Here is a 12,892-nt window from a genome sequence, read left to right on the forward strand (position 1 = left end):
ACCTTTGCTCCAGATGAGCGAGCATCTAGAGACGCGCTTACAGGGCTCATAAACACACGAGCGTTAAAGCAACTAATCATTTTAAGAGGAAAATGGCGCACCCGAAGAGATTCGAACTCCTGACCCCCAGATTCGTAGTCTGGTGCTCTATCCAGCTGAGCTACGGGTGCGTCTGACGCCGTCGTTTCCGTTGGCGTGCCGATCCTCTAAAGCGAGACGTGTTTGATTGCAAGCAGAATCGGTAAAAAAATCCGGTTTGATTTCCAGTTTGTCTCTAACGGCCTGAAGAAATTTGTCTTTTCGCCGTCATTCTTGAAGCCGGCTTCATTATGCTCGAAGCCGGAAGGTATCGAGCGCCACCGGCCTGTCTGGAATTTCGATCCGGAACTGTGTGCCGGAGGAGGGTTTTTCCATAAGCGCGATCGTTCCCCCATGCGCCAGCACGATTTCGCGAGCGATGGCCAGGCCAAGGCCCGTGCCGCCCGATCTGGCTGAGCCGCGAAACGGTGTGAACAGGTTTTCGCGGGCCTTGCGCGGCAGGCCAGGGCCGTTGTCGTCAACGGTGATTGCAACAACGCTGCCGATGCGGTGGGCCGATAGCAAGATGCGGGGTGTTGCGGTGGTCATTTCCGTCATGGCGGATGAAAGCGCCTGGGCAGCATTGCGGCAGAGATTATGAATGACACGGAACAATTGTTCGCTGTCGGCGTCGATTTCTATCTCGGGTGAAATCTGATCGACAAAGTCGATGCCCTTGTCCAGGGCAAGGATATCCTGCACTTCCTGGCTGAGCGTGGAGAGCACAAACCTGCGCCGGCGGGGCTCGGCTTCCGAAGCCTGTCCATAGGCAAGCACTTCACTCGTATAGCCCACGGCCCGGTCGATCGTGCGGACCAGTTTAGGCGCAAAGCTCTTCACCATGGGATCGTCGACATCCACCAACCGGTCGGACATCAACTGGGCAGAGGCAAGGATATTGCGCATGTCATGATTGATCTTGGAAACGGCAAGGCCGAGATCGGCCAGGCTTTTCTGCTGCCTCAGGGTCTTTTGCAGATCCTCCTGCATCGTGGCCAGATGGCGGGCGACAAAGGTCAATTCGTCGCGACCACTGACCACTTCCATGACCCTATCAGGATTTTCCGGGTCGCTGGCAAATGCCTGTATATTGCGGCTCAGGCGCCGAATCGGATTGATGAGCATCCGGTTCAGCGTCACGAACAGCAGGAGGCCGGTGATCACCGAAATGATCAACGACACGACGGCAATGCGCGTTGCATAAGCCAATAATCCGCGATGCAGAGGCGCATCGGACATCACCACTTCCACCCGCATCGAGGTATCGCCGATCGGACCGGAAACGCTGATCAATCTGTTGCCGCCGAATAGCAGGGTGTCGACTGCGTCCTTGATGGCGGTCAATGTCCCCACATCGGAAATGTCATATTGACCATCCACTTCTTGTGGCATGTCCGCCATGGCCAGCAGCCGCGTCGTGCCATCCTTGGTGAGCGCAATCGCCTTGGTTCCGGTGGCAAGCAGGGTGTCGGCCTGGACGTCCTTGGGAAGTTCAGGCGGCTGTAGCCCATCAATCACCACTGCGGCGGCCGCGGCCTTGTTGATGTGGTTTTTCAGCCAATTGAGGCGCATCGTGGCAATCGAAGGCGCAAAAATCAGCACCTGCGCCGCAAGGACGAAAATGACGGTCAACACCAGCAGCTTGCCGGAAAGGCCGCGCAACCGGCTGGGCATCGACGCTGCCTGCGCCTGCTTTGCGTCCTGTGCCTTTCGCTTGCCCATCGACTAGCCTCATTTTGCCGGGTGGCACTTTGGTTTTCTGTACCGTTTGCCAGCTGTGCCGCATCATGTCGACCACAGCATACCATGCCTCATGCATCCGGTAAAATGCGGTGCAGCAAAGATTTCGGTTCCGGCGCAATACATCAAATATGGTGAATCAGGCTCGGTCTAGCATTTTAAGCGAGGGATAATTGATGGGTCTGGCAGGCGTATGCTTGAATGGCGACAAGCGAAAAAAACGCCCGGTTCCGGTGGATTTTGGCGTGGTTCTAAACCCGGGAAAGCCCTGGCGAGATTGACTCTCGCCTCTATCCTCCGTATAAGCCGCGCGGCTTGCATAGGTTTCCCGTTCTGCGGGCCCGTAATGCTTGCCTTAATCCTAACGCTCTTGCAATTCGTTGCAAACCCAAGAAGGGCCGCACACCGCGGTATTTAAAAAAATGAAGCGTACCTATCAACCGTCCAAGCTCGTTCGCGCACGTCGTCACGGCTTTCGCGCTCGCATGGCAACCAAGGGTGGCCGTAAGGTTCTGTGTGCTCGTCGCGCTCGCGGCCGCGCACGTCTTTCGGCTTAAGGCCGGGTTGGCCCGATGAAAGCGCCGGGCTTATGACGTCACTTAAGACATCCATAACTGTCGGGCGGCTGAAAAGCCGCCCGCAGTTTCTTGCTGTTCGCGTCGGCGAAAAGCGCAAGGGGCGCTACATTCTCCTGGAAGTGCTGGATCGGGCCGAACCCGATACGCCGCCTCGCGTCGGTTTCACCGTCACGAAAAAGCATGGCAATGCTGTTGAGCGCAATCGTATGCGACGCCGGTTAAAAGAAGCTGTGCGGACTGGCGCGGGCTTTGCAATGCAGCCCGGACATGACTATGTGATCGTTGCGCGACGCGACGTGCTTGCGGCTCCTTTTGGCGAGCTTCGGGACGTGTTGCAGCGCCGTATTCAAGAAAAATCCAATGTTCGGCGTCAAGATACGGCCCGTTCCAGGAAAGTATGATGGAAAACAACCGCAATTATCTCATCGCGATTGCACTGTCGGTGATGGTCGTCCTGGGCTGGCAGTTCTTCTACATGAACCCGCGGATCGAGGCGCAAAGACAGGCTGAGCAGGCCCAACAGGCAAAGACCCCGGCCACTCAGGCAACGCCGGGCGCTGCCGTCAATGGCGCCCTGCCGGGTCAGACCCAGGCCAGCGCCACGACAAGCCGCGAAGACGCTGTCGCCAAGTCGGCTCGGGTTGAAATCAATACCGAAGCGCTGTCCGGCTCCATCAATCTCACGGGTGCACGGCTCGACGATCTTCGCCTGAAGGGCTATCACGAGACCGTCGACAAGACGAGCCCGATCATTACCCTGCTCAATCCGGCCGATACCAAGGACGGTTATTTCGCCGAAATAGGCTTTATCGGCGGCGAGAAATCCGGCAGCGTTCCAGGACCATCGACGGTCTGGACGGTCAAGGATGGCCAGACGCTGACCGAAAGCACACCGGTGACGCTGACCTATACCAATGACGCGGGCCTGACCTTCAGCCGGAAGATCTCGGTCGACAAGCATTATATGTTCACGATCGAAGACACGGTTGCCAATGCCGGGGGTGCTGACATCAGCCTTGCCCCCTATGGCCGTGTTACCCGCTACAACAAGCCCGCCGTTGCCTCCACCTATGTGCTGCATGAAGGCTTTATCGGCGTGATGGGCTCGGGCGATGGTAAGTTTGCCTCGGTCGAAGCAAAATATGCGGCTATCGAAAAAGAAAACGAGACCAACGCCAAGGCAACCGGTGGCTGGCTCGGGATTACCGATAAATATTGGGCAGCGACCCTCGTGCCACCGCAATCGCTGGCTTATGATTCCCGCTTCTCGCATTTTACCGATGGTCAGGCTCGCTTCCAGGCGGATTACAAGAACGATCCTGTGACGATTGCACCGGGCCAATCGACCACGCTGAAGACGCTGCTGTTTGCCGGCGCCAAGGAAGTTCCTGTTGTTGATGGCTATGCGCTCGACAAGTCCTGGTTCGGACAGGCGTTTACCAATCTGTTTGCCGGTGCCAAAGACACGGTACAACAATATGACATTCCTCGTTTCGATCTTCTGATCGATTGGGGCTGGTTCTATTTCCTCACCAAGCCGATGTTCAAACTGATGGACTTCTTCTTCCGTCAGGTTGGCAATTTCGGCGTGGCTATCCTGCTGACGACGATTGCCGTCAAGCTGTTGTTCTTCCCGCTGGCCAGCAAGCAATATGCGTCCATGGCCAATATGAAGCGCATGCAGCCGAAGATGGAAGAGTTGAAGGCCAAGCACGGCGATGACCGCATGGCCCTGCAACAGGCGATGATGGAGCTCTACAAGACCGAGAAGATCAATCCGGTTGCTGGCTGCTGGCCGTTGCTGTTGCAGATCCCGGTGTTTTTTGCGCTCTACAAAGTGATTTATATCACTATTGAAATGCGTCACGCGCCGTTCTTTGGCTGGATTCACGACTTGTCGGCTCCAGATCCAACCAGCTTTGTCAACCTGTTCGGCCTGCTGCCGTTCGAGTCGCCCGCCATGCTGCATCTCGGCATCTGGCCGATCATCATGGGCATCACCATGTTCGTGCAGATGCGTATGAACCCGACGCCGCCGGACCCGACCCAGGCCATGCTGTTCAACTGGATGCCACTGGTCTTCACCTTCATGCTTGGGTCTTTCCCGGCTGGTCTGGTGATTTACTGGGCCTGGAACAATACGCTGTCGGTGTTGCAGCAGTCGATCATTATGAAGCGCCATGGGGTAAAGATCGAGCTATTCGACAATCTCAAGGGGCTTTTGCGGCGAAAATCCGCTAAGACCAAATAATCAGGCCAGATGACAGCAAAGCCCCGGCCTCGCGCCGGGGTTTTTGTTTGATCGGTGGATCAGGATCTGCCGCAGGAGAGAAGACGATGACTGCAACAAAGGCAACGAGCGACCAGCCGCTGTTCGGCCGGCCATGGATTTTTATCCGCGGCGTGCCAGCGATGAAATTTCTGCCGCCGGAAGGCCCTCTGGAGATTGCCTTCGCGGGGCGCTCCAATGTGGGGAAATCATCGCTGATCAACGCCCTCGTCGGCCAGAAGGGTCTGGCGCGCACATCCAACACGCCGGGCCGGACCCAGGAGCTGAATTATTTCGTTCCCGAGGGCTATAGCGGCGAGGGCGATGACCTGCCGCCGATGGCGCTGGTCGATATGCCGGGCTATGGTTATGCCAAGGCGCCCAAAGACCATGTGGACGCGTGGACCAAGCTGGTCTTCGACTATCTGCGCGGAAGGGCGACGTTGAAGCGGGTCTATCTGCTGATCGACAGCCGCCATGGTATCAAGGCCAATGATGAAGATGTGCTGACGCTGCTGGACAAGGCGGCGATGTCCTACCAGATCGTGCTGACCAAGACCGACAAGATCAAGGAGGCGGGCGTACCGCGTCTGATCGAGGAAACCCTCGAGAAAATCCGCAAGCGTCCGGCGGCCTATCCCTTTGTCCTGTCGACGTCCTCGGAAAAGGACAAGGGACTGAAAGAATTGCGTGCGGCAATTTGCGAAACCGTCGGGCATTTCGGCTGATGTCATGAGGCTCCCGGCCTTGGCGTAACCGCTGGGCCTGTCGGTTAAGGCACTTATTTTGATGTGCCTGACGAGATTATAAAAAAAGCCCGGCGGTAGGTGGCACTCTACCGCCGGGCACTGCCGAAACTGCCAGTCTTTACCGGATTAGCGGCCCGCCAGCCGCTCTTCCAGATCAGACTGTGAGGGGGTTACATCTTCGGCAGCAAGACCTTGTCGATGACGTGGATAACGCCATTCGACTGTTTCACATCGGCGATGGTCACATGGGCAACACCGCCGGTCTCATCCGTCAGGGTGATCTTGCCCTTGGATTCCTTGGCCTTCAGCACGCAGCCGCCAACCGTCTTGACGTCATGCTCGCCACCATCGTCCTTGATCATCTTTTCGATGGCCGTGGACATGGCATCGGCGGCAACCACGTGGCAGGTCAGCACCTTGGTCAGTTTTTCCTTGTTTTCCGGCTTCAGCAGGGTTTCCACGGTGCCTTTTGGCAATTTATCGAAGGCTTCGTTGGTGGGTGCAAAGACCGTGAACGGGCCTTTGCCTTCCAGTGTTTCGACCAGGCCAGCCGCCTTGACTGCGGCGACAAGGGTCGTGTGATCCTTGGAATTAACGGCGTTTTCAACGATATTCTTGTTTTCATACATGGCGGCGCCACCGACCATCGGGTTCTTGGCAAAGGCCACGGCGCTTCCGGCCGCGATGATGGAAACGGCGGCCAGCAGGCGAAGGGTGGTCTTGGTCATGGGTCTAGGTCCTCTTCCCGGTTGATTATGTCTTTGGCTCGCATGGCCGCAGGCCGGATCGGCCAGAAACCATGCAGCAGATTGAAAACCGATACAGCAGCCTTGGATGGTGTAGCCAGATGCAGGCCGTTGTAACGTCCCCGCGCAAAGGCGGGGACAATGGTAAAGACGGAGGTTTGGGAAAAAGAGTTTCAGGGTCTGAGCAGAAAAGTGAAAATGACTTTTAATATTTTGATTTTAAAGCACTATTTCTCTTAAGGGATATGGGTTTTGCCGGAAGCGATCACCGGTCCAGTGGCAATCCCCGTCGGCGAGCCGCCGAAAGGCTCTATGCTGACGGCGAGCGTGACGCCATCCTTCAGACGCGTGCGCATGCTGTCGGGAACCAGGAATTCACCCTCACCCGTTTGCGGGAGCACGCCAAGCGAGCGCGGCGGCTTGTTCGCCTCGACCATCCATAATTCCAGCGACTTCTGACCTTCGGCACGCGACGCGACCGGCGTGACGCGCAACCGTCCACTTTGCCTGTCATAGCTGGCAACCAGCGACAAATCTGCATTTTGAGTTTGCAGATCTGCCACCAGCGGACGCACCGCGTAACGGCTTTCCCACATGCCAAGCTCAACGCCGACCAGACTGGCGACCGCGATCAGACTGGTCAACGACAGGCCGCGCCAGAAGGGCACGGAATGCCAAAGTTTCGCCCAGGGACCAGCCGGGCCGTTGCTCCGGTCGATAAACAACCGCGCTTCCAGCTTCTGGAAACTTTCCGGCCGCGGCAATTCCACGCCATAGTCGTCATTGAACTGTGAAAGGTTTTCCTCCCAGCGCTGGACAATGGCGGCGAAGGGTCTATCCCGCTTCAGCCGGGCCTCCACCTCAACGCGGCCTTGGGCCGAAAGCACGCCGAGCACATATTCCCCCGCCAGAACCTCGTCCCTGGAGCGGTCCCCCTTGCTCTGATCCGGTGTCGTCATCTTTCCAAGCACTCTCTCAATGCCAAAAGGCTGCGTCGCAGCCATGTCCTCATCGTGTTCAACGGTACATTGAACTGCTCCGCCAACTCCTGATAGCTAAGCCCCTCCACATAGGCCTGCCGCACGGCGGCGGCACGATCAGCTTCCAACGCTTCCATGCAGCTGTCAATGCGCTTTCCTTCACTGCGTATGCTGGCGGTCTGTTCCGGGTCTGGTGCGCTGTCGGCAACATGCCAGGCCTCGTCGAGTTCTATAGAAACTGGCGTCCGCGTGCGCAGGCGGTCGATGCAATGGTAACGCGCGATGGTGCCAAGCCAGCCCATGGCGTTATGGCCTGTCGCGGCGAAGCTTTGAGCTCGCTGCCAGATTTTTACGAAGATTTCCTGCATCGCGTCTTCCGCCTCGCTCCTGTCTTTCAGCAGACGGAGGCAGATGCCAAAAAGTTTCGGGCTGGTGCGTCGATAGAGCTCCGACAGGGCCATACGGTCCTTGAGCGCAATTTTCCCCAGCAATATCCCGATCTCATCGCTCATCCATGCATCCACTTCGCGTAATGGTCCAGGGATAGCTGCGTTCATTGCAGTTTCCCCATATCATTTCGATCAACAGTGCCGTCTGGATTATTCCATCTGCCGTATTCTTGAGGTAAAAGGCGCCGAACCAACCGAAGGGATCCTCAATGAGCGCCTCCGAAAGCCAAACCCAGGCCCGCCTTCTTGCGCAGGCGTTGCCCTTCATGCAGCGCTATGAAAACAAGACGATTGTCGTGAAATATGGTGGCCATGCCATGGGCGACGCAGAATTGGGCCGGGCCTTTGCCGCCGATATCGCGCTGCTGAAACAGTCCGGCGTCAATCCGATTGTTGTGCATGGCGGTGGCCCGCAGATCGGCGCAATGCTGACCAAGATGGGGATCGAATCGAAATTCGAAGGTGGCTTGCGCGTCACCGACCAGAAAACCGTCGAAATCGTTGAAATGGTGCTGGCCGGATCGATCAACAAGGAAATCGTCGCGCTGATCAACCAGACCGGCGAATGGGCGATTGGGCTCTGCGGCAAGGACGGCAATATGGTATTTGCCGAAAAAGCCAAGAAGACCGTGATTGACCCCGATTCGCATATTGAGCGGGTTCTGGACTTGGGCTTTGTCGGTGAAGTGGTCGAGGTCGATCGCACGCTGCTCGATCTCCTGGCGAAATCCGAAATGATCCCGGTCATCGCCCCCGTTGCCCCCGGTCGGGACGGGCATACCTATAATATCAATGCCGATACCTTTGCCGGTGCCATTGCCGGTGCTCTGCGGGCCGACCGCCTGCTGTTTCTGACCGATGTCCCTGGTGTACTGGACAAGAATGGCGAGCTATTCAAGGAATTGTCGGTCGCCCAGGCCCGCGCCTTGATCAAGGATGGCACGATTTCCGGTGGCATGATCCCCAAGGTCGAAACCTGCATCGACGCGATCAATGCCGGCGTGCATGGTGTTGTCATCCTGAACGGCAAGACGGCGCATTCCGTGCTGTTGGAAATCTTCACGGAACATGGCGCGGGTACGCTGATCGTGCCTTGAAGCTATGCAATCAGGCCTTCGGCGCCGCGCTGAATCAAGCACGGCGCCGATCCGGCATCAGAGTCTTTCCGTGACGGCTTCTGCTAGCGGAATAGCGGGTTGCGCACCAGCTTTCAGGCAGGCCAGGGACCCGGCGACGGCAGCGCGGTGCAGCGCCTCCTCGAAGGCAAAGCCCGCGTCTAGACCAGCGGCCAGATAACCGCAGAAGGTGTCCCCGGCACCGACAGTATCGACCGGCTCGATGGTCAAGCCGGATGCACGCTCAATCTTGCCATCGCGTATGGCGATGACGCCTTCGGCGCCCAGCGTCACGATTAGGATTTGGCCGGTTTCGCCATGTAGGCGGACAAGCGCGGCTTCGCGTTCCGCAGCCCCCATGTTGGTCTCACCAGCCAGCCGCTCGAATTCGGTTTCATTGGCAATGACGATATCGGCCATTCGTCCGAGGCGCGCGGCCTCCTCGGTTAGTGGGGCGATATTGAGGATGCTGCGGATCCCGGCAGCCTTTGCTTCATGCAGGGCGGTTTCGACGGCTGCGGCTGGAATTTCCAATTGCAGCACGAGACTGTCAGTGCGAGTCATGGTCTTGATGGCGGCGCTGGCATCGGCGCTGGTCAGGCTGCCATTGGCGCCGGGAACGACCGCAATCATGTTCTCGCCGTCACCGCCGACGAGAATGAGTGCGGTTCCGGTTGCCTCCGCTACGGTCTTGACGCTGTCGAGATCCGTTCCGCTTTCCTCCAGAAGCGCCAGTGCAGGGGCGGCGAACCCGTCCTTGCCGACCGCACCGGCCATCCGCACCTGGGCGCCTGCGCGGCGTGCAGCAAGCGCCTGATTGGCGCCCTTGCCGCCGGCTGCCGTGGCAAAGCCGTTGCCGGCCACTGTCTCACCTGGCTTGGGCAGACGGCTGGTGGTCGCGATGAGATCCATGTTGATGGAGCCGAAAACGGTAATCATGGGCGCACTCCTGACGATGCTGCTTGAACGATGCGGGCCTGAAGGAAACCGGTCCGACTGATTCGGGTTCTGTTTTGCGGCAGTGATCAGTCTTCGTCAACAAGGCGCAGCTTGAGAAGACCCGTCCGGCTCTCGACGCTAGCATCTGTTTGTGGTGCTGGCTTTGCCGTCGGATCGGGCGCGCTGGCAAAATCCATCGCCTCTATTCTGGCACTGCGCCGATTGAGCTTGTCGGTCGAGGTCAGGATCATCTCGACATCTTTCTGGGCGGCCAGGAAATGGCTTTGCAGCTTGCGGGTCCGCTCGTCGAGCCGCCCGAGATCCTCCATCAGATGGATGACCTCGCCCTGGATCAGATGAGCCTGTTCGCGCATGCGCTGATCCTTCAACACGGCCTGGATGACCTGGATCGACAGCATCAGCAGGGAGGGCGAAACGATCACCACCCGCAGCTTATGGGCGCGCTGGACGATCCCCTCGAAATTCTCGTGGATCTCCGCAAAGATCGATTCGGATGGGACAAACAGGAAGGCGGTATCCTGTGTTTCACCGTGCATCAGGTATTTCTCGGCAATATCCTTGAGATGCACCTCCATATCGCGCCGAAACTGCTGGCCAGCGAGTTTTTTCTGTTCTGGCGTCGTCCCGTCGCGGATGGCGTTCCAGGCTTCGAGTGGAAATTTGGCGTCGATCACCAGCGGCGGCTGACCGTTCGGCATCCGGATGGTGCAATCGGGCCTTGATCCGTTGGAGAGCGTGTCCTGGAAGGCGTAGGCGCCCATCGGCAGGCCATCGGCTATAATGGTTTCCATCCGTGCCTGACCGAAGGCGCCGCGCGTCTGCTTGTTGGACAGAATGGCCTGCAACCCGACCACATCCTTTGCCAGGGACTGGATGTTGTTCTGCGCGGCATCGATAACCGCCAGCCGTTCCTGCAGGATACGCAGATTGTCATGGGTGGATTTCGTCTGTTCGGTAATCGTGCTTCCCAAGCGATGGGTCATGCCGTCCAGTCGCTCGTTGATGCTGCGGTTGAACTCCGATTGCCGGGCGCCGAACAGGTCCGTCATGGTGGCAAGCCGGCCCTGCATTTCGGCTTGCGCCTGCATCAAGGCCTCGAGACGTCGATCCTCGCTTGCCTGCCGCTCGGCGGCAATCGCGGCTCCGAGGTCGAAATCTTCCTTTTGTCGAAGTTTTAAACAGAGCCGCAGCCAGAGAGCAGCGAGCACGATCACGGCCAGGATTAGCGCCACGGCGCCGAAGCTGAACTGGTTTTCACCATAGGCCAGTGCGGGTCTGCTGAGGGCGGAAAGCATTTGGTTCATAGGCGCAATCTAGCAGGTTTGTTGATGAAGGCTAGATCAAATCGTGAACAAATTCTGTGGTGCCACCAGTTTTTCGGCAAGGACATCGCCAGGAATTCTATCAAATATTTCGAAAATCAAAATTGCTGGAGTTGTCAGGCCTGCGTTGAAGAGACCGAAAAGCCGTTATCGCGCCCATTAACGCCAGCGGTTTCGCCTGTTTCAGATGCCCCCAAGCGAGGGCAGGGCTGCCAGCCATCGCCCATTTTGCCGTCTCCATTTCATTTCCTCGATTCGCAGGGCGTGCAGCTGCATGGCCAAGCATTCTCCAAGGTCGTTTCAACCCAGTGAATCTGCGGCTGGATTTAAAATATGGAAATAAAATCAAATGAATAGAAAAGCCGTAAGCCTCACACAAGTTTTTATAGACATCAATTCGCTACGACAACAATTATACAGAAAGACCGTTATATGTCTCTTGCATCTGCAATGAACTCATCGGTATCGGGGCTGACGGCGCAGTCCAATAAACTCACCTCCATCGGGGATAATATTTCCAATACGAGCACGACCGGCTACAAAGGCACGGAGACTGCGTTTTCCAGTTTGGTGAATGGCGGAACGACTTCGACGACCACCCAAACAGTGTCCCAGTCGGGTGATCTCGAGTCGACCTCGTCGGAGACGGATCTGGCGATCGACGGTGACGGATATTTCGTTGTGCAGGATGATGAGGGTGATGTTTTCCTGACCCGTCAGGGCGACTTCGAGATTGACGAGGATGGTTACCTTGTGAACTCATCCGGCTATACGCTGCTGGGCTATTCTTACGACAACGGCGAACCGGCTTCTGTCATCAATGGTTTCGACGGTCTTGAACCGGTGAAAATCGACACCAGCGAGGTCACGGCGTCGGCCACGACCTCCGGCGAAGTCAGCGGGAACCTGGAGAGCGATAAAGAAGTCGTTTCTGGGGATACACCGTCTTCGAACTCCGCGGATGCTACCTACACGGCGAAGTCTTCGATCGTCACGTATGACGAACAAGGTGCCTCCACCCAATACGACATTTATTTTACCAAGACCGATGACGATGAGTGGGAAGTTTCGATCTACCGCAACGATGAGGCTAATGACGATGATGACGGAACCAGCTTCCCCTATGACAATGGTGAACTAGGCTCGACAACATTGACCTTCGATAGCGCAGGGGAGTTGGAAGACGGCAGCACGAGCACCCTGTCCTTCACCGATTCCGAGACAGGCCTTACGATTGATCTGGATTTTTCGGATATCACCCAGACGGCCACCTCCACCAGCATAGAGGGTAGCGCAAACGGCAGTGCTGCCAGCAGTTCGTCCGACTACACGATCGGCAGTGATGGCGTTATCAGCACCGTATCTTCCGACGGAACCACAACAGATACCTACAAGATTGCGCTTGCCACCGTTGCCAGCCCTGACAACCTCGAGGAGGTTGGCGGCACTGCCTATAAGGTGGATGCCGATTCCGGTACCGTCGTCGTCGGCTTTGCTGGCACAGGCAGCTTCGGCACCATCGAATCCAGCACGCTGGAAAGCTCAAACGTCGACCTTGCGTCTGAACTGTCGGACATGATCGCCGCTCAGCGCGCCTATAGCGCTAACTCCAAGGTGTTCCAGACGGCAGCCGACATGCTCGACACCGTCATCAACATGGTCCGGTAACGGATCGCAGATCTATCGGCTGTCATCTCTCTGAACGCATGGAAAGATTATGCAGCAGATATAAGGCGTTACAGCGTCGCGTGCCATATATGCCGCACGGCGCTGTCAGAGGAGCAAAGGAAAGGCCCATTCCTTTACCAGCGCGCCACGCTTGATCGCCGTCGCTCATTCCGATGGCGATTCCCGGAAAACCTGCCGTGTGCCCGCACGGCAGGTTTTTCCTTTTTTCCGTATAGGT

Annotated in this window: 13 protein-coding genes and 1 tRNA gene; 7 read left to right on the forward strand and 7 right to left on the reverse strand. The window is 57.2% G+C overall.

The window, feature by feature from the left end; all coding sequences use genetic code 11:
- Positions 1–93 precede the first annotated feature (93 nt).
- Together AVCG78_RS00240 and AVCG78_RS00245 are read right to left on the reverse strand one after the other, a co-directional pair.
- Positions 94–170 (reverse strand) — tRNA-Arg (locus tag AVCG78_RS00240).
- A 157-nt stretch (positions 171–327) separates the two neighbouring features.
- On the reverse strand, positions 328–1,800 hold the full coding sequence (locus AVCG78_RS00245; RefSeq protein WP_071202586.1) for a sensor histidine kinase: 1,473 nt from the start codon (positions 1,798–1,800) through the stop codon (positions 328–330).
- A gap of 440 nt (positions 1,801–2,240) precedes the next feature.
- Between AVCG78_RS00245 and rpmH the strand changes: the two genes are divergently transcribed.
- The 4 genes from rpmH (at position 2,241) to yihA (ending at position 5,393) form a co-directional block, all read left to right on the forward strand.
- Positions 2,241–2,375 carry a 50S ribosomal protein L34 gene (gene rpmH, locus AVCG78_RS00250; RefSeq protein ID WP_080516945.1) on the forward strand — a complete coding sequence of 45 codons (135 nt, stop codon included), beginning with the start codon at positions 2,241–2,243 and terminating at the stop codon, positions 2,373–2,375.
- Positions 2,376–2,407: 32 nt separating this feature from the next.
- Positions 2,408–2,797: a ribonuclease P protein component gene (gene rnpA / locus AVCG78_RS00255; RefSeq protein WP_071202587.1), complete on the forward strand. Its 390-nt coding sequence runs from the start codon at positions 2,408–2,410 to the stop codon at positions 2,795–2,797.
- Entirely contained in the window at positions 2,797–4,647 is a 1,851-nt protein-coding gene (gene yidC, locus AVCG78_RS00260; protein WP_071202590.1) for a membrane protein insertase YidC, read from the forward strand. Before rnpA ends, yidC begins: the two co-directional genes overlap by 1 nt.
- Before the next feature lie 86 nt (positions 4,648–4,733).
- The gene (gene yihA / locus AVCG78_RS00265; RefSeq protein WP_071202592.1) at positions 4,734–5,393 is read left to right on the forward strand and encodes a ribosome biogenesis GTP-binding protein YihA/YsxC; all 660 of its coding nucleotides are present in this window, start codon (positions 4,734–4,736) and stop codon (positions 5,391–5,393) included.
- 191 nt (positions 5,394–5,584) lie between these two features.
- Here the strand turns inward: yihA and AVCG78_RS00270 are convergent, their stop codons facing one another.
- The 3 genes from AVCG78_RS00270 to AVCG78_RS00280 form a co-directional block, all read right to left on the reverse strand.
- A complete protein-coding gene (locus tag AVCG78_RS00270) occupies positions 5,585–6,142 on the reverse strand; it encodes a fasciclin domain-containing protein (RefSeq protein WP_015914750.1) in 558 nt (185 codons plus the stop codon).
- 254 nt (positions 6,143–6,396) lie between these two features.
- Entirely contained in the window at positions 6,397–7,119 is a 723-nt protein-coding gene (locus AVCG78_RS00275; RefSeq protein ID WP_071202593.1) for an anti-sigma factor, read from the reverse strand.
- Positions 7,116–7,697: a sigma-70 family RNA polymerase sigma factor gene (locus tag AVCG78_RS00280; RefSeq protein WP_015914752.1), complete on the reverse strand. Its 582-nt coding sequence runs from the start codon at positions 7,695–7,697 to the stop codon at positions 7,116–7,118. The genes AVCG78_RS00275 and AVCG78_RS00280 overlap by 4 nt, the downstream gene beginning before the upstream one ends.
- 101 nt (positions 7,698–7,798) lie before the next feature.
- Between AVCG78_RS00280 and argB the strand changes: the two genes are divergently transcribed.
- Positions 7,799–8,686 (forward strand): acetylglutamate kinase, encoded by an 888-nt coding sequence (gene argB / locus AVCG78_RS00285; protein WP_015914753.1) that lies wholly within the window; start codon positions 7,799–7,801, stop codon positions 8,684–8,686.
- A 57-nt stretch (positions 8,687–8,743) separates the two neighbouring features.
- Here the strand turns inward: argB and AVCG78_RS00290 are convergent, their stop codons facing one another.
- Entirely contained in the window at positions 8,744–9,643 is a 900-nt protein-coding gene (locus AVCG78_RS00290; RefSeq protein ID WP_071202595.1) for a ribokinase, read from the reverse strand.
- Between the two features lie 86 nt (positions 9,644–9,729).
- Positions 9,730–10,959, reverse strand: a complete 1,230-nt coding sequence (locus AVCG78_RS00295) for a DNA recombination protein RmuC (RefSeq protein WP_071202810.1) — start codon at positions 10,957–10,959, stop codon at positions 9,730–9,732.
- A gap of 33 nt (positions 10,960–10,992) precedes the next feature.
- Between AVCG78_RS00295 and AVCG78_RS00300 the strand changes: the two genes are divergently transcribed.
- Together AVCG78_RS00300 and AVCG78_RS00305 are read left to right on the forward strand one after the other, a co-directional pair.
- Positions 10,993–11,298 carry a hypothetical protein gene (locus tag AVCG78_RS00300; RefSeq protein ID WP_071203064.1) on the forward strand — a complete coding sequence of 102 codons (306 nt, stop codon included), beginning with the start codon at positions 10,993–10,995 and terminating at the stop codon, positions 11,296–11,298.
- A 120-nt stretch (positions 11,299–11,418) separates the two neighbouring features.
- Complete coding sequence (locus AVCG78_RS00305) at positions 11,419–12,654, forward strand: flagellar hook protein FlgE (RefSeq protein ID WP_071202597.1); 1,236 nt, start codon at positions 11,419–11,421, stop codon at positions 12,652–12,654.
- Positions 12,655–12,892: the final 238 nt, after the last annotated feature.

Origin of the sequence: Gillisella vitis, from assembly GCF_021559775.1 — a bacterium.
GTDB lineage: Bacteria > Pseudomonadota > Alphaproteobacteria > Rhizobiales > Rhizobiaceae > Allorhizobium > Allorhizobium ampelinum.